The sequence below is a fragment of the Mesorhizobium waimense genome (assembly GCF_003601975.1).
Lineage (GTDB): Bacteria > Pseudomonadota > Alphaproteobacteria > Rhizobiales > Rhizobiaceae > Mesorhizobium > Mesorhizobium waimense.
In genome coordinates this window covers 21,448-37,296 of sequence record NZ_QZWZ01000032.1, presented here as the reverse complement: position 1 = coordinate 37,296, position 15,849 = coordinate 21,448, and the positions used below count along the sequence as shown (strand labels likewise).

General features: G+C 61.8%; 13 protein-coding genes and 1 pseudogene. All 14 read right to left on the bottom strand.

Annotated features, from left to right (window positions below):
- Positions 1-958 precede the first annotated feature (958 nt).
- Entirely contained in the window at positions 959-1,951 is a 993-nt protein-coding gene (ftsZ, locus tag D3227_RS29245) for a cell division protein FtsZ (protein WP_120017706.1), read from the bottom strand.
- A 418-nt stretch (positions 1,952-2,369) separates the two neighbouring features.
- Positions 2,370-2,642 carry a DUF2274 domain-containing protein gene (locus D3227_RS29235; RefSeq protein WP_120017704.1) on the bottom strand — a complete coding sequence of 91 codons (273 nt, stop codon included), beginning with the start codon at positions 2,640-2,642 and terminating at the stop codon, positions 2,370-2,372.
- Positions 2,643-2,654: 12 nt separating this feature from the next.
- The gene (locus D3227_RS29230; protein ID WP_120017703.1) at positions 2,655-3,872 is read right to left on the bottom strand and encodes a TraB/TrbI/VirB10 family type IV secretion system protein; all 1,218 of its coding nucleotides are present in this window, start codon (positions 3,870-3,872) and stop codon (positions 2,655-2,657) included.
- 11 nt (positions 3,873-3,883) lie between these two features.
- Positions 3,884-4,912, bottom strand: a complete 1,029-nt coding sequence (trbG, locus tag D3227_RS29225; protein ID WP_120017702.1) for a P-type conjugative transfer protein TrbG — start codon at positions 4,910-4,912, stop codon at positions 3,884-3,886.
- Positions 4,902-5,633 carry a conjugal transfer protein TrbF gene (gene trbF / locus D3227_RS29220; RefSeq protein ID WP_120017701.1) on the bottom strand — a complete coding sequence of 244 codons (732 nt, stop codon included), beginning with the start codon at positions 5,631-5,633 and terminating at the stop codon, positions 4,902-4,904. The genes trbG and trbF overlap by 11 nt, the downstream gene beginning before the upstream one ends.
- A complete protein-coding gene (gene trbL / locus D3227_RS29215; RefSeq protein WP_120017700.1) occupies positions 5,634-6,956 on the bottom strand; it encodes a P-type conjugative transfer protein TrbL in 1,323 nt (440 codons plus the stop codon). It abuts the gene before it with no gap.
- Between the two features lie 30 nt (positions 6,957-6,986).
- Positions 6,987-7,712, bottom strand: a complete 726-nt coding sequence (trbJ, locus tag D3227_RS29210) for a P-type conjugative transfer protein TrbJ (protein ID WP_120017699.1) — start codon at positions 7,710-7,712, stop codon at positions 6,987-6,989.
- Positions 7,709-10,159 (bottom strand): conjugal transfer protein TrbE, encoded by a 2,451-nt coding sequence (gene trbE / locus D3227_RS29205; protein WP_120017698.1) that lies wholly within the window; start codon positions 10,157-10,159, stop codon positions 7,709-7,711. The genes trbJ and trbE overlap by 4 nt, the downstream gene beginning before the upstream one ends.
- Positions 10,153-10,425, bottom strand: coding sequence for a VirB3 family type IV secretion system protein (locus D3227_RS29200; protein ID WP_120017697.1), 273 nt, complete (start codon positions 10,423-10,425; stop codon positions 10,153-10,155). Before D3227_RS29200 ends, trbE begins: the two co-directional genes overlap by 7 nt.
- Positions 10,425-10,733 carry a TrbC/VirB2 family type IV secretion system protein gene (locus D3227_RS29195; RefSeq protein ID WP_120017696.1) on the bottom strand — a complete coding sequence of 103 codons (309 nt, stop codon included), beginning with the start codon at positions 10,731-10,733 and terminating at the stop codon, positions 10,425-10,427. Before D3227_RS29195 ends, D3227_RS29200 begins: the two co-directional genes overlap by 1 nt.
- An 11-nt stretch (positions 10,734-10,744) precedes the next feature.
- Positions 10,745-11,713 (bottom strand): P-type conjugative transfer ATPase TrbB, encoded by a 969-nt coding sequence (gene trbB / locus D3227_RS29190; protein ID WP_120017695.1) that lies wholly within the window; start codon positions 11,711-11,713, stop codon positions 10,745-10,747.
- A complete protein-coding gene (locus D3227_RS29185) occupies positions 11,710-12,123 on the bottom strand; it encodes a CopG family transcriptional regulator (RefSeq protein WP_120017733.1) in 414 nt (137 codons plus the stop codon). The genes trbB and D3227_RS29185 overlap by 4 nt, the downstream gene beginning before the upstream one ends.
- Positions 12,124-12,242: 119 nt before the next feature.
- Entirely contained in the window at positions 12,243-14,267 is a 2,025-nt protein-coding gene (locus tag D3227_RS29180) for a conjugal transfer protein TraG (protein ID WP_120017694.1), read from the bottom strand.
- Positions 14,268-14,950: 683 nt separating this feature from the next.
- Positions 14,951-15,498: pseudogene (locus D3227_RS29170) on the bottom strand (transposase); the annotation flags it as partial.
- Between the last annotated feature and the right edge of the window lie 351 nt (positions 15,499-15,849).

The following is a 15,849-nucleotide window of genomic DNA, read 5'->3' as shown; positions in this document are numbered from 1 at the left end:
CTGCTTCGGCTTCTAGTAGATCAAACAACGCATCCATGCCATCGAGTACCGCCTCCACACGTGGCGGCACGTGAGATGAGCCCTTTAGGTACACAGGATGGTTTCGATAACCCGCGAGCGAGCTCGCCTTCAATATGCCCGCACTCACTGAAGGCGCGAACAGCTCCCTGTACCAGTCCCGATGCGTATCCGTTGTCAGTTTGCCAGCGGATCGCGGTAGCCTCTGCGTGGAGGAGCAACGATTGCTCGGGGGTACCGCTCCTTCCCCGAAACGCTCATTGCAATTCATCGCGCAAAACTCCCAGAAGCTGGCATACCAAGGCGTGGTGCCTGCTCCTGCGCTTGCGGTCCGGTGGACATCAACCACCTTTGATCACCTCACGCAGAAAGCCGTTTTGGAGTAGGCGCTCACGAGGACCCGGGTGATCTCTTCAGACTTGAAAATGCGGCGCCCTCCCGTCTGCAGGTCTTTAAGGACAGCGAGGGATTCCGCGAGTTTTTCGTGGGGCTTAGCCATGGCCGTGCCTTGGCAAGTTTTTACCGCTGTGCGGATACAAGTACATCATGCCGCGCCATTTCAAGTTAATTGTGTCGTGCATATACAAGTTTTCTATGCTGCTCCATTACAAGTTTTTAATGCATCGATGCCGGGAAGGCCTTATATTATATATCAGTTTGATATAAGCGACTTGAACGTTATGCATTGTTCGCTTGAGAGCTAGGTAACGGTATCTGCGCCGGACCATCCCGGGCTGTGACGGCTGCCCGAGTAGCGTCTTGTCCCCATGGCAAATTCCAACTTTCGCGCACCTGAAGTACGGAAAAGTTAGAATGCCCCTTCATATCATTGGCAAACGATTGAAAAAGCGAGCAGCCTACCGGGTTGACGCAAACAGCGCACCCGGCTCCGTTCGAAAGTCAGCGACGCGCCCTATTCTGCGAGTTCGTTTCCACGGCCTTAAGCGGTCCTCTGCTCAAGCCAAACCAAGTCCGCGCTTTTCCGTAGACCCGTTGCGACAACCGACACCCGGAACTTTCCTGCCAGCGCCTGGTCGAAGATGGCCCCGACGATAATGTCGGCATCGGCGTCGACCTCCTCGCGTATGCGAGTGGCGGCCTCATCGACCTCGAACAGCGTCATGTCGTTGCCGCCCGATATCGAGACGAGGACACCCTTAGCACCAATCATGGAAGCTTCGTCGAGAAGCGGATTGGCGATTGCAGCCTCGGCTGCCGTCCTTGCACGGCCCTCTCCGGAGGCCTCGCCGGTTCCCATCATCGCTCGGCCCATGTCCCGCATCACCGACTTCACGTCGGCGAAGTCGAGATTGATCAAGCCTTCCTTGACGATCAGGTCCGTGATGCATCCGACACCCGCGTAGAGAACACGGTCCGCCATGGCAAAGGCGTCGGCAAACGTTGTCCTGGCGTCGGCGACCCTGAAGAGGTTCTGGTTCGGGATGACGATGACCGTATCAGCGCTCTCGCGAAGGCGTTCTATGCCTTCCTCAGCGGCCTGCGTCCTGCGCTTGCCTTCGAATACGAACGGTTTGGTAACGACGGCCACCGTCAAAATGCCGGCATCGCGTGCGGCATGCGCAATCACGGACGCGGCGCCAGTCCCCGTGCCACCCCCCATGCCTGCGGTGATGAAACACATATGCGTTCCCGCGAGATGGCCCATGATCTCTTCGATGGATTCCTCTGCAGCCGCGCGGCCGATGGCGGGCAAAGAACCCGCGCCTAGGCCCTCGGTCACATGCGCACCCAGCTGGATCAGTTGCGACGACTTCGACATGGTGAGCGCCTGGGCGTCAGTGTTGGCGACGACGAACTCGACGCCCTGCAAGCCTTCGGCGATCATGTTGTTGACGGCGTTTCCGCCAGCGCCTCCAACCCCGACAACAGTGATCTTAGCCCGCATTTCCAGGATTTCCGGCTTGGCGGTCATTGTAATCTCTCCAAGGAAAGCACCCGCTACACCCTCACGCAACCATGCGAAAGCGGAGCAACGAACACACGAATCAGGCGATCGCCACCAAGATTAGGGAATCAGAGCCGACGCCTCGCTGCAAGATCAGGCTGAGAACTGTCATGGGCCTCTGCCCCTACGTGGCCGACGCCATTCTGCATCAGTGCAGCAAGCACTCGCCGAGCCCGTTCGCGGTTTCCGAGCCGCCGCCGTATTTGCTCGACCTCTTGCTCTAGCCGCTCGAAGGTCGGCGTATAGGCTTCTCCATGACGAACAACCAGGTAAGCCGCGATGGCCAGACATCGTTCGAGCTCCGCGAGCGATGGATCGGTCAGTCGAGAACCAGGCAATCGGTCGGCGCACGTCATGGTCAGGCTTGACGAACTCTCTGCCTCGGCTACTCGGAACCTGAACCGGGCAGGCGCCGCGACTTCTCCGACGTGCCCCCGGCCGGCAACCCTTCCTTTCTGGCCTTGGCAAACGCTCGGTCGCCGTCCAGAAACCCGGTCAGCATGAATGGGATGAGCTCAGCCACGGTTTCAGACTCGCCATAGGTCTGACGGTAAAGTGCCGCATAGTCCTTGAGCGCTTGGCTCAGGTCGGCGCTAACGGTGATGGTGATCTTCGAAGGCGTCCGGTCCGGAAGCTTTCCCAGTCTCAGGTTCGACATGATTACTCCTGTTCAACTCGGGTACGGCCGCAACACGAGATCTTTGTGAACGACGATACGCAGTGGCCAACCGGGGCGGACCGTCATGGTGGGCTGGATGTCCAGGTTCTTTTCGGTGATGCGCTGGCCGGCTCGGCTGACGTTCTGCTGGGCGGATTCTCGAATTGCCTTGACCAGATCGCTATCGGTGTCTCCGAGGCTCAACTCGGTGCCGACGCCCAGCAACGTGGCGAGCGCTACGCCCTTGATCAGCTGCCAAGTGTGGAAATCCACCTTGTCCTCAAGCCCCGCATAGCCGGCAGTGTCTGTGGCGGGCAGATTGTCGATTTCAATCGACGAGCCGTCAGGCAGCAGAATGCGTCGCCAGACCAGCAGAGCGCGTCTCTGCCCAAAAGCCACGACGCTGTCGTAGGTGCCGATCAGGCGAGAGCCCTGAGGTATCAGCAAGATGCTGCCGGTGACCGTGTCGTGCACATTCTCGGTGACCTGCGCGACGACGAGGCCGGGCAAGTCGGAATTGATGCCGGTGATGAGGCTTGCGGCGATCACGCTGCCGGCCATCAGCTGATATGGCGAAGCCGGCGTCTGCAGCGCATGCGGATTGTAAATCCCACTTGTGTTGCGCTGGCTGATAAAGTCGAGCTTGCGTTGTTGGTTGCTCTGGTCACCCTCGGCCGGTGCAACGGAAGCTCGCGCGCCTCCCGTATCGGGCTGCGCAAACGGCACATCAAACGACGGCTGCGCTCCGTGCGTACTGTCGGCGACATTCGTCTCCCCAGCCCGATTTTCGATGCGGAACAAGACTTGCGACTCGCGCGCCTCGATCGCCTGCTGGGCAAGCCGCTGCTCCTCGGCGGAAGCCTCCTGCCCCGGTGCGATGCCAAGCTGGCGCTGGCGTTCGAGGATGGGACGACCGAGATCCCCAGGCAGCGGCGGTCCGAGCACTGGGGCAGGAGGCTTCATTCCGGAATAATCCTTAGGCAGCGCCTGGAGTCCCTCGGCGGTTGGCTTGCGGTCGGTGTTGTAAAGCTCTTCGGCCCGCTGCTTCAGACGCAGTGCTGGCCCCTGCAGCGCCATCATGGTGACGCCGAGGATGGCACCGGAACCAACAGCCGCAATCGCGACGATTATGCCGCGCTTAAAGCGCACAGCGCGTCGGGGTGAGGCCCGCAGCTGCAGCCGTTCGGGATCGAGTTTCGGCGGAGGATCGGAGCGGGAAGTATCGGTCATGAGTGCTCCCCTCACCTGCCAAGACGCGGAAAGAGTGCCATCCGCTGCGGCGGTTGCCGGCCGTCGGACCTCGTGATGCGCACCACCTGCTGCTGCTTGGCGCCGAGGCGCAGTTCGGCCGCGGCAAAGAGGCGATCGACGATGTAATAGTTGCCGCGCATGCGATAATTGACGAGCTGGTTGTTGCCGTCAGCACCGACGATGAAGAGTGGCGGTGCCTCGCCTTGGTCGATGCGGCGAGGAAATTCGATATAAACCTTGCTGCCATCGTCGAAGGCGCGTGTGGGCCGCCAGGCCGGAGTGTCGCCAGAAATGGAATAGCGGAAGCGAATGTTCTCCAGTGCCACATTCGACGCAACCGGCGTGGTAGCCTCGGCTTGAGCGTTGCTTCGGCGCAGCGCGATGATCTGGTCCTCGCTGTAGGTCCAGGAGATTGCCGCCATTGCGGTCTTCTCGGTGCTTTGAAGTTGCAGATGGTAGGTCCGCCGGTCCGTTGTGATGACCAGATTGGTGCTGAGCCCCGGCGCGAAGGGTTTTACCAACACATGGGTGCGCTGGTTGTTACCGGTGCCGCTGACGGTATCGCCGATGACCCAACGCACCGTGTCGCCGGCCGACACGGATGTCAGTTTCTCGCCTGACTGCAGGGCGATGTCGACGACTCGCTCCGGCGCGGCATAGAGCTGATAAAGCGCGCCATCCGCAAAGGGATAGACTTGCACCGCGTTAACATAGCCATACCTGGTGGGTTGCTGCGTCGCCGCCTTGTTGGCATCTGCGACGCGTTCTTCCGGAGAGCGCTTGTCTTCGGCGACCTTGCCCGGTTCGGGCTGCAACTGGCCAGGTAGCGGCAAGGGTTTTGGCACCTCGACTATCTTGACCGGCTTCTCCGGCGCCTTCTCAATTGCTGCTGGCTTGAAGTCGGCAGCGTCGTAGGAAATCTGGGGCGGCGGCACCGGTTTCGATGCACAGGCTGATAGGACTGCTGTTGAGACCGACAGGATCAGCACAGCACGGAACGATGGGGCTCTATTTGTCATCGGAGGGCTCCTTCGGGGAAACGGATGTCGGCGCCGCACTGTCGAGCTCACGCGACCAGTCGATGGCGTTGATGAAGACACCGAGCGGGTTGCTGCGTAGCTGGTCCGTGTTGCTTGGCGGTCGGATCATGATCGTAAGGATCGCGGTCCAGCGCGTCGTGCTGGCAAGGCTGCCGCGCTCAAACACCTGCTCGGTCCATTTGACCTGGAAAGAGCTTTCGGAGGCCCTGACCACACTGGTCACCTGCACCGACACGCTGCGCGTTCCGATCTGACCGAAGGGGTCGTTTGCCTTGGCGTACTCATTGAGGAAGAGAGCGGCGCGGTCGGTGGCAAAGTCGTAAGCCGCCAGCCAATTCTGCCGCACCAGCACAGGATCGGTTGAGACGGAGCGAACATTCTGGATGAAGCGGCCGAGGTGCCAGGCGATCTGGGCATCGTCGGGCTGGTAGTTTTGGATTGCCGGCGCGCCGGCGCGCGCCTCACCAAAACGGTCAACCTCGACGACGTACGGCACGACGCGGCTTTGCATCGACTGCCATACAAGTCCGCAGGAAAGTCCAGTCGCCAAGACCAGACAGCCCAGGGCCATGAGCCGCCAATTGCGGGCCTGCACCCGAGATGAGCCGATACGCTCGTCCCAGAGCTGGGCGGCTTTCTGATACGGCGTGACCGGTTCGGGTGTCTTGCCGTAACGTTGAACGGGTCGCTTGAAGAGCATCTAGTCGTCCTTGTCGTTGAGAGAGGGATTGGCGCTGCCGCCCGGCCTGTCGCCATCACGGACCGCCTGCACTGCGGCGTGTCGATGGGCACGGGCGGTCTGTTCGGAACGCAATTGCCTTGCCCAATTGGGAGCGGCATCAGTGGCTGTACCGGCTGGGCTTCCGGCCATTGACGCGGTCGGCGTACCGCCAGTCGCGGTCCAGGCGGCTTCGCGGCCGGCGTCGGCGCTGCGCCCGAACCTTCCCGCGGCAGATGGTGCAGCTCGCATCGCGGCGCCACCGGCGGCACTGGTCACCCCCTGCAGTCCAGCAGCTACACCGGACAGGCCAGAGTCGAGCGAGGTTGCGCGCCCCAGCTGCCAAGCCGTGGAAGCAGCCGATCCCATCGAGGTGCCCGCACGGACTGCGGCGAGACTGCCGCCGGTTGCCATGCGCGCGCCGGCAAATGCCGCGCCTCCGGCAACGAGTGATGCGCCGGCGGCGGCCGCAGTGGTTCCGAGTGCGGCGCCAGCGCCAAGCTGCGGCGCGCCAGAGACAAGACCCGAAGCGATGCCTGGCCCGAAGATGCCGAGCCCAAGCAGCGACAGCGCACCAAGCACTTGTGACATGGCGGCGGCCAGGTCCGGCTCCTTGCCTTGCAGCGCGGAAGCGAACTCGCCGAAGAGCGTGGAGCCGATGCCCACGATGACGGCGAGCACCATCACCTTAATGCCCGACGAGATCACATTGCCGAGCACGCGCTCGGCCAGAAACGCCGAACGGTTCCAGAGTGCGAATGGAACCAGAACGAAGCCCGCCAAAGTGGTGAGCTTGAACTCGAGGATGGTGATGAACAGCTGGATGGAAAGAATAAAGAAGGCGATGATGACCAGGAACCAGGCCACAAGCAGCACGAAGACGGTGAGCGCATTGCCGAAGATTTCTGGGAAGCCCAGGAGCTGGCTTGCCTGATCGAGCAGCGGCCAGGCACCCTCGAAACCGGTCGCGGCAATGCGGCCTGGATGCAAAAGATTGTCGGCGGAGAGATTGCCAGAGGACGCGTTGATGCCGAGACCGGCAAAGGACCGATAGATGATGTCGGCAAGGTTCTTGAAATTGTTCAGGATGAAGGCGAACACGCCGACATAGAGTACCTTGCGGATGAGCCGGCCGGGAATGTTGGGTTCGCCGCCGAGTGCCCAAGCTAGGCCGGCAAGTGTGATGTCGATCCCGATCAGGGTGGTGGTGAGGAAGGCGACATCGCCCGAGAGCAGACCGAACCCGCTGTCGATATAGCGGACAAAGGTCTCCATGAAGCGATCGATGACCCCAAGGTCGTTCATGCCGCCTTCCTCGTCGTGAAGAAATGGTGATCAGTTGCCGGGATAGGCTGTACCGGTGCCCAGGAAGCGCTTGGTTGTCTCGCGGGCGGCCTCCTCGGATTGTGCCTTGCGGGCGGCCTCCTCGGCTTCAGCTCGAAACTGCGTCGCGAGCAGCGTCTGAATCTGCATCTGCTGCTTGGTCGAAAGCGCGATCAACTGGTTGGTTGCCTGGCTTGCCTCAAGCGCACCGGCCGCGCCCTGGCTGCGGTTGATGAGATCGGTAAGCAGGTCACCGTCGCCGCGGACGTTCTCGACGATCTGCGACTGGACACCCATGGTCTGGCGAAACGCCTGCATGGCGCTCTGCCAGCGCTCGCGTGCAGCGCCCGCCAAATCGCTGACCTTGATCGTGGCGTCGTAGCTTTCCGGATATTGATCGCGCCACTGGTCTTGGAGCTGGTCGAGATCAAAGCTCAGGCCACTCGCCTGATCCATCAGCCCGTCGATGCGATGGAGCGCACCTGTGAGTTGGCCAACGGAAGAAAAATCCAGATGCTGAAGGTTGCGCGCCATGTTCTGCAGCATGGTCGCCTGGTTCTGAAGCGATTGGACCTGGTTGTTGATCTGCTCCAGCGAGCGTGCCGCCGTTAGCACGTTCTGGGTATAGTTCGACGGATCGAACACGATGAGGGCGTAGGCTGGCTGGACGTAGTCGGCCATCGGTTTGGCGATCAGGGAAACGGTGATCAGGCTGGTGAAAAGGCGGCGTCCCATCATGACGATTGCTCCGTGTCTGGTTGAGGGAATTGCTGGAGAAGCTCGGCAGCCCAATCGAGGCCGCGCGCATTCAGGAAATGAGAGGCAAAGCTGTCCTGTCCGTGCTCGGACAGGACCCTTTCGATAAGGGTCTGCGTGGCCGGATCGGAAGCACCGCACAGCGCGAGTGTGATCGGGCCGAGCCCGAGCTCGAAAAGACGGTTGCCGCGGCGCGACTGCAGGTAATAGTGCCGCTTCGGCGTGGCGCGAGCGATCAGTTCGATCTGCCGCTCGTTCAAACCGAAGCGTTCGTAGGCTGCCCGCGCTTGCGGCTCCACCGCACGATCATTGGGAAGAAAAATACGCTGTGGGCAGCTCTCGATGATTGCGGGCGCTATTGCAGAGCCCGCGATGTCGGCAAGCGATTGCGTGGCGAAGACAACCGACACGTTCTTCTTTCGCAGCACCTTCAGCCATTCGCGGATGCGGGCGGCAAAAAGCGGGTTGTCTAGATAGACCCACGCCTCGTCGAGCATGAGCAGCGTCGGCCGCCCTTCAAACCGCTCCTCGAGGCGGTTGAACAGATAGGTGAGCACCGGCAGGACAGCGCCTTGGCTGTGCATCAGCTCCTCGGTCTCGAAGCATTGCACATCCGATAAGGCCAGCCGATCGACATCGGCATCGAGCAGCCGGCCGAAGGGACCGTCGAGCGTGTAGGGGAGGAGTGCCGCCTTGAGCGCATTAGACTGAAGCAGAACCGACAGGCCGGTCAGCGTGCGTTCTTGCGCCGGCGCGGTGGCAAGGCTGTTAAGTGCCGACCAGATTGCCTCTTTCACCTCCGGTGTGACGATGACGTTCTCATGGGCAATCAGGCTGGTGATCCATTCGGCCGCCCAGCTGCGGCTAGCCTGGTCGCTGATGTTTCGCAGTGGCTGGAAGGCAAGCGCACCGTCCGCGCCGAGCGCGTGGTGCTCCCCGCCCGTGGCAAGGGTTGCCGCACGAGCCGAATGGCCCTTGTCGAAGACATAGACCTGGGCGTCGGCATAGCGGCGGAACTGCAAAGCGAACAGCGCGAGCAGGACCGACTTGCCGCCGCCGGTTGGCCCAACGACCAGCATGTGGCCGACGTCGTCGACATGATTGGAGAGCCGGAAGGGTGTTGATCCGCTGGTCTCGGCAATGAGAAGCGGCGGAGCTTCGGTTTGGGTGACCTTGGCCAGATGCTCGTTCGCCGCCGGACCGGCCCATACCGACGACAGCGGCATCAAGTGGGCAAGGTTCAGTGTGTGAACGAGCGGCTGGCGAACATTGGCGTAGACATGGCCGGGCAACGAGCCGAGCCAAGCTTCCACGGCATTGACGCTTTCACGGATCGTAGTGAAGCCAAGTCCGTTGACGATGCGCTCGACCGCGCGAAGTTTCTCCGCCGCGGCTTGGTGGTCCTCGTCCCACACCGTCACGGTAGTGGTCAGATAGCCGAAGCCGACATGATCGCCGCCCAGTGCTTGAAGTGCTTCGTCGGCATCGAGTGCCTTGTTGTCGGCATCGCTGTCCACGAGAGGAACGGGTTCGTTGGTCACGACCTCGCGCAGGATGGCCACGATCGATTTGCGCTTGGCAAACCACTGCCGGCGCAATCGCGTCAGCGTCTTGGTGGCTTCGGTCTTGTCGAGCGGAATGAAGCGCGTCACCCAGCGATAGGCGAAATCCTGATGGTTGAGTGCGTCTAGGATTCCGGGCCGGGTGAGGTTCGGGAAGCCGAGAATGGTGAGTGTGCGAAGGTGCTGCTCACCCAGCATTGGCTCCAAGCCGCCGGTAAGCGGCGCATCAACCAGAACGCCGTCGAGATAGATCGGCGTTTCCGGCACAGCGACCGGGTGGCGGCGGGTCGAGATGGTGCCGTGCAGATAAGTCAGCGTCTCGGCATCATCGAGGGCGCGCACTTCCGGCATGAAGCCCGATAGTAGACCCAGAACCCGGTCGGTCTCGTCACGGAACCGCGCGAGTTCCTGGCGCCAGTCTCTTTCGCCTTCGGAATGATGAGAGTCGACCAGCGCGCTTTCCGCCCGCGCCTGGCCGTCCGGCGGCGGCATGAACAGCAAGGTCAGGTGATAGCGGCTCTCGAAATGCGCGACCTTGCCCTCGAAGGCCCCGCGCCGTTCTTCGTCGACCAGCCACGACGCCGCATCGGGGAACCGCGAATGCGGATAGCCCAGCGCTTCTATGCGCTCCGCCTCGAAGAACAATGCCCAGCCGGAGCTAAGGCGTCTGAGCGCATTGTTCGCCCGTGCGCAGATCCCGATGAGTTCGGCTTCGGTCGCGCTTTCGAGATCGGGACCCCGGAACCGCAACGTCCGCTGAAAGCTGCCATCCTTGTTGAGCACAATGCCGGGCGCGACCAGTGCGGCCCAAGGCAAATGGTCGGCAAGCCGGTCGGCTTTGCCGCGATACTCCGAGAGGTTCAGCATGCAAACCATCCCTTCATGCGAAGATGACGGACAAGCACGCTCGCGAAGTCCGGATCCCGGCGCGCGGCAAAGACCGCGAGCGTGTGGCCGGCAATCCAGAGCACCAGCCCGGCGATCCACTGCTGCAGGCCAAGACCGATGGCCGCAGCCACCGTGCCGTTGAGGATCGCAACCGCTCGAGGCGCACCGCCCAGCAGGATCGCCTCAGTCAATGCCCGGTGAACAGGAACCTCGAAGCCCTCAATATGCTTCTCTCCGCTGGCCATCAGACGAGTGCCCCACCGCCGAAGGAGAAGAAGGAGAGAAAGAAGCTCGATGCCGCGAAGGCGATCGACAGACCGAAGACGATCTGGATCAGCCGGCGGAAGCCGCCCGCCGTATCACCGAAGGCAAGCGTCAGGCCGGTGGTGATGATTATGATCACCGCGACGATCTTGGCGACTGGTCCCTGTACCGACTCCAGAATCTGCTGCAGCGGCTGTTCCCAAGGCATGCCGGAGCCCGCGGCGAAAGCCGGTGCCGTGAGAAAAAACGCGAACGCGGCGGACGAAAGAAAGCGAAGCTTCTTGAGCATGAGGGGACCTTTCAAAGCTGCTGGAGTTGCGGAAGCGTGAGCGGGGTGACGGCGTAATCGCCGCTGCCGTCAAGACCGGTGACGTCGGCGATCGCGTCGATGCGGCGCGACGAGCCGCGCCCGGCGATGAAGACGATCAGATCGATGGCATCGGCGATGAGGCGGCGGGGAACGGTGACGACGGCTTCCTGGGCGAGCTGCTCGATGCGATAGAGCGCGGAGCGCGCCGAATTGGCGTGAACCGTGGCGATGCCGCCGGGGTGTCCTGTGTTCCATGCCTTCAGCATGTCGAGGGCTTCCGGACCCCGGACTTCGCCGACGATGATCCGGTCGGGCCTAAGCCGCAGCGTCGAGCGCACGAGATCGGCAAGCGTTACCGAACCCCGCCTCGTTCGTAAGGCAACGCAATCCTTCGCCGCGCATTGCAGTTCGCGCGTGTCCTCGATGAGGATCACCCGCTCGTCGCATTCGGCGACTTCCGCCAGCAGAGCATTGGCAAGCGTTGTTTTGCCCGAGGACGTGCCGCCGGCGACCAGAATATTGCGCCGCTCGCGAACCGCCTTTTTCAGCGCATCGGCCTGCAGCGGCAACATGATGCGGTCGGCCACGTAGTTGGCCAGAATGTAGAGCTTTGCGGCCGGTTTACGGATAGCAAAGCATGGTGCCAGCACGACCGGCGGCAGCAGACCCTCGAAGCGCTCGCCCGAAGGCAGTTCGGCGCTGACAATCGGATTGTCCTCATGCGCTTCGGCGCGCACGTGGGAGGCGACCAGGCGGATGATGCGCTCCGCCTCGGAAGGGTGCATGTGCACGCCGGTGTCGACCCGCCCCTCGCCCAGCCGGTCGAGCCTCAGCGCACCGTCGGGATTGACCATCACCTCGATGACCACTGGATCGGCTAGGGCTTCGGTGATCGCTGGGCCCATGGCGGTACGCAGCATGGCGCGGCGGCGATGGTCGGCCTCGGGATGAGAACTCATCCTTCCCTTCCCCCGCCATTGGCCTCGCCAAGCGATTTTTTCCCGGAGGCGATCTGGCGACCGACCTGCTCGACGAACTTGTCGAAACGCTCTTGGGCAATCGCTTGCGTCGCCCTATCCGGAGCCGGCGTGTGGGCATGAAGTGTGATTGAAAAACGGATGAAAAGCGCCAGGCTCTCCAGGATCATCTCGGCATCGCGTCTGACATGGCCGACGTCGCGCGAGAGCCGGTCGAGTCTTACGCCGTAGCGCCGGTCGAGCTCGTTCTCGCCACGCCGCTCGATAAAGGCCTCTACCGCTTTCGCCACGACCGCCGATTTCGTGGTCGATGGATCGCGGCTGAGGTTGTCGAGCTTCTCACTCAGCCCGGGTTCAAGCAGAAACTGATGACGGATGCGGTGGGGCTTCATGCGGCTCGTTCCGACTGGCCGGCGCTGATGCGCCGGCGACGGGAACAAGCATCGTCGAGGTGCCCGAAATCGCTTATGGCCGTTATCTACGCTGAGGTGCGCCCAACTCGAAGCGGGGTTCAGAAGCCGGGCACGATGTCCTTGTCGTCGCCCCTTCCCTCGTTGATGCCGTAGGCACGCGCGGCGGTGGAAATCCGGTCCATAACGCGCTTGTCGGCGAGCGCCTCGCTGTCATCGTCGGTGGGCTTGAAGAGATCGTCCTGATCCGGCTGCTGAGAGACGACGGGGTGTTCATCGGGCAGACCTGGATGACGCTGCTGCTGAACACCGTCGTTTTCGGTTGCCACGCCGCTTTCGTCGCCGGGAACAAGACGGCGATCAACGTTGCACACCTGTCCGCTCCAATCATCCAGACGCGACGCAGGGCAATCAGCGTAAGGACCGTCCCGAAGCAGTGGCGAAGGCAGCAACCGTTCGGTGAAATTCTGATCCTGGTAGTAGCGCAACTTCTTGGCCCGGATCGGCGGCAGCCCTGAAACCAACACCAGTTCGTCAGACGGCGGCAGCTGCATTACCTCCCCAGGCGTCAGCAGAGGTCGTGCCGTTTCCTGGCGGCTGACCATGACGTGGGAAAGCCAGGGCGCCAGCCTATGGCCGGCATAGTTGCGCATGGATCTGAGCTCCGTCGCCGTGCCGAGCGCATCGGAGATGCGTTTTGCCGTGCGCTCGTCATTGGACGAAAAGGCGATCCGCACATGGCAGTTGTCGAGAATGGCGTTGTTCTCGCCGTAGGCTTTTGAAATCTGGTTCAAGGATTGCGCGATCAGATAGGCGCGAATGCCGTAGCCGGCCATGAAGGCGAGCGCAGTCTCGAAAAAATCGAGCCGTCCGAGCGCCGGAAATTCGTCGAGCATCATGAGCAGTTGATGTTTGCGGCTCTTTTTTGGATCGCCCTCCAGCCGCTCGGTGAGCCGCCGGCCGATCTGATTGAGCACCAGTCGCACCAGCGGCTTGGTACGTGAGATGTCCGATGGCGGCACGACCAGATAAAGCGACATTGGTCGCTCTGCATCCATGAGGTCAGCAATGCGCCAGTCGCAAGCCGATGTTGCCGCAGCTACGGTCGGATCGCGATAGAGCCCGAGAAATGACATGGCGGTCGAGAGAACGCCTGAACGCTCATTCTCTGACTTGTTCAGCACCTCACGGGCCGCCGAGGCCACGACAGGATGGACCTGAGGCTTTTCACTAGCTCCGAGATGGTTGGTGGTCATCATCCGTTGCAGCGTTGCAGCAAACGAGCGCTGTGGGTCCGAGAGGAAGGTAGCGACACGGGCTAGTGTCTTTTCCTCTTCGGCGTAGAGCACGTGCAAGATGGCGCCGACCAGCAGTGAGTGGCTGGTCTTTTCCCAATGGTTTCGCCGCTCCAGCGCGCCTTCCGGATCGACGAGGATGTCGGCGATGTTCTGGACGTCGCGGACCTCGTCTAGGCCCTGGCGTACCTCCAGCAGCGGGTTGTAGCGCGCCGACCTTGAATCGGTAGGATTGAACAAAAGGCAATGCGAAAACTTCGAGCGCCAGCCGGAGGTCAGCTGCCAGTTTTCACCTTTGATGTCGTGAATGACGGCCGAGCCGGTCCAGGAAAGGAGGGTTGGCAGAACCAGCCCAACACCCTTGCCGGAACGTGTTGGCGCAAACGCCATGACATGCTCTGGGCCGTCATGGCGCAGATACTGGTCCTTCAATTTGCCAAGGAAAACGCCGGCCGGCCTGAATAGCCCCGCCTTCTCAATCTCCCACTTTTCGGCCCATCGTGAAGAGCCGTAGGTAGTGACCACTCCACGCTGCCGCGCACGCCAAAGTGAACCGGCCATAGCAGCGCCACAGCTTAGGAAGCCACTGGCGCCGGCAAGTGCGCCCGCCTTGTCGAAGACCTCTGGCGCGTAAGCGTCGAAATGGAACCACCATTCGAAAAGTTTCCACGGCTTATAGATTGCCCAGCCGGCCGCGACAAACCATGGGGCGCCGAGTGGCGGCTGATGGCCCAGCATGTGGGCGCACCATTGTGTTGCCGTCCATACGCCGAGGACTGCGATGGCAAACACAACCACGATCTGGCCAATCAGCAGCTTCGTCGGTGTCATTGGCTTTTGCTCCGCTGTTCTGGACAGGCGGATCAAGCATCTGGCCAAAGCATAGGGAGTAAAACCCACCGTACGCACGACGAGGTGCGATGGGGCAATCATTGGAACGCGCCGCTGCTCAATCGATAAGACATAGGGTCGGCGCTATGCTCTCGGATTCGACGCGTCCGGAGCTATCCCGGACGAACTGAAACAGCACCTTCTGCCAGATTTTCTGCAGACCCTGGCCAACTACAAGGGCTGCGCTCTCTGTACGGCGCAAGACAATTTCCCGAAGGCGCCAAGGTGCGGCCAACCCGGTCGAATGATCCGGGTTGATTCACGCGTGCAGAGGCGACAGCAAAAAAGGGGCCACGAGGCGCCGGGAGCCTGCCCGGGAGCCCCTTCGAGGGACGGTCATGCCCGACGTAGCACCCCGACAAATCTGGGATCAGAGGATCGGACCGTGATCCGGAATTGCCGAAAGACCGTCAATCAAGACGGGCTGCTTTCAAAAACCACAGAATGCTAGCCGCCTTGATGCACGGCTATGAGCTTTTGGCGGCCTGAGGCGGTGATCAGGTCGCCGTTGCGGTGCGTTTTGACAACCCTCGTCAGGCGCCGGCGATGATCCGTCGTGATGGAGGGCTGGGTTTGCAGGTTGCGGTCGGCGGGTTTGTTTCGGGGCGTCTGCGCCCCGTCGGCTATGTCACGAGCCGCGCAATGCGATCGAGGACGATGCGCAGGATGCGCTGGTCCGGGCAGGAGGTCGGCAGGTACAGGCGGATCTGGGTTTTCATCTCGATCACCCGCGCGGCGATCTTGATGAGGCGCAAACGCAGCGTGTCGAATTGGGCGACTGCAAAGGAGGACCGTTTCGGCATCGCGGCCCGCAAGCCCCACATCAACCAGTAAGCACCGGCATGCAGGAATAGCCGGAACTGGTTGGCCGTCGCTCTTGTGCAGGAGGTGCGGTCGGCGGCGAGATGCGTCTTCCACGACTTGATGTGGTTCTCGGCCGCTCCGCGCCGGCAGTAGAGATGAGCGCCTTGGCCTTGCCACCGGATAGGTTGGTGACGATGAAGCGGGTGTCGGCACCTTGGGCGCCGACCTCGACGCCGGCGATAATGCGCTCGACGCGGCTCCAACTGGCTGCGCCTTCCAAAAACTCCTTGAAGCGGCGGACCTTGTTCGCCTTCGATAACACTTCAAAACGCGCCATCGTGCTGCTCTCCAGGTCCGCGACATGCTTTGCGCAATGTGGTGGTGGGTGTCGGCAGCGTACGATCATTCATGGCGGGTGTGGTCTCCGGAAATGATTCGGATCGGCTTCGACAACCACATCCGCCGACCCGCCGTCGCCGTGCACGGCGGCCAGCAGCTGTCGCTCTTCAACGCCCATACGTGGAACGGCCCTTTAGGCAAGTGCATTTTTCAGACGGCTGATCACGCGGGAACGGTGCGGTCATATGTTCGGCCTTTCAGCGCGGTCATTTAACCGCTGGCCTCGATGAAGTCCGCCATGCGAGTGGCTGATCATCACGGCGCGCTGTGTGCGCGTCGGGCGTTTCGGCCTCTCTCGCCTCGGGATTTCGTCCCATGG

Bases quoted from the DNA above. Each gene is read 5' to 3' on its own strand.
- trbE (WP_120017698.1), bottom strand. From the start codon at position 10,159: ATGCTGAACCTCTCGGAGTATCGCGGCAAAGCCGACCGGCTTGCCGAC.
- ftsZ (WP_120017706.1), bottom strand. From the start codon at position 1,951: ATGACCGCCAAGCCGGAAATCCTGGAAATGCGGGCTAAGATCACTGTT.
- D3227_RS29195 (WP_120017696.1), bottom strand. From the start codon at position 10,733: ATGCTCAAGAAGCTTCGCTTTCTTTCGTCCGCCGCGTTCGCGTTTTTT.
- trbF (WP_120017701.1), bottom strand. From the start codon at position 5,633: ATGCTCTTCAAGCGACCCGTTCAACGTTACGGCAAGACACCCGAACCG.
- D3227_RS29200 (WP_120017697.1), bottom strand. From the start codon at position 10,425: ATGGCCAGCGGAGAGAAGCATATTGAGGGCTTCGAGGTTCCTGTTCAC.
- D3227_RS29230 (WP_120017703.1), bottom strand. From the start codon at position 3,872: ATGACCGATACTTCCCGCTCCGATCCTCCGCCGAAACTCGATCCCGAA.
- trbG (WP_120017702.1), bottom strand. From the start codon at position 4,912: ATGACAAATAGAGCCCCATCGTTCCGTGCTGTGCTGATCCTGTCGGTC.
- trbL (WP_120017700.1), bottom strand. From the start codon at position 6,956: ATGAACGACCTTGGGGTCATCGATCGCTTCATGGAGACCTTTGTCCGC.
- D3227_RS29235 (WP_120017704.1), bottom strand. From the start codon at position 2,642: ATGTCGAACCTGAGACTGGGAAAGCTTCCGGACCGGACGCCTTCGAAG.
- D3227_RS29180 (WP_120017694.1), bottom strand. From the start codon at position 14,267: ATGACACCGACGAAGCTGCTGATTGGCCAGATCGTGGTTGTGTTTGCC.
- trbB (WP_120017695.1), bottom strand. From the start codon at position 11,713: ATGAGTTCTCATCCCGAGGCCGACCATCGCCGCCGCGCCATGCTGCGT.
- D3227_RS29185 (WP_120017733.1), bottom strand. From the start codon at position 12,123: ATGAAGCCCCACCGCATCCGTCATCAGTTTCTGCTTGAACCCGGGCTG.
- trbJ (WP_120017699.1), bottom strand. From the start codon at position 7,712: ATGATGGGACGCCGCCTTTTCACCAGCCTGATCACCGTTTCCCTGATC.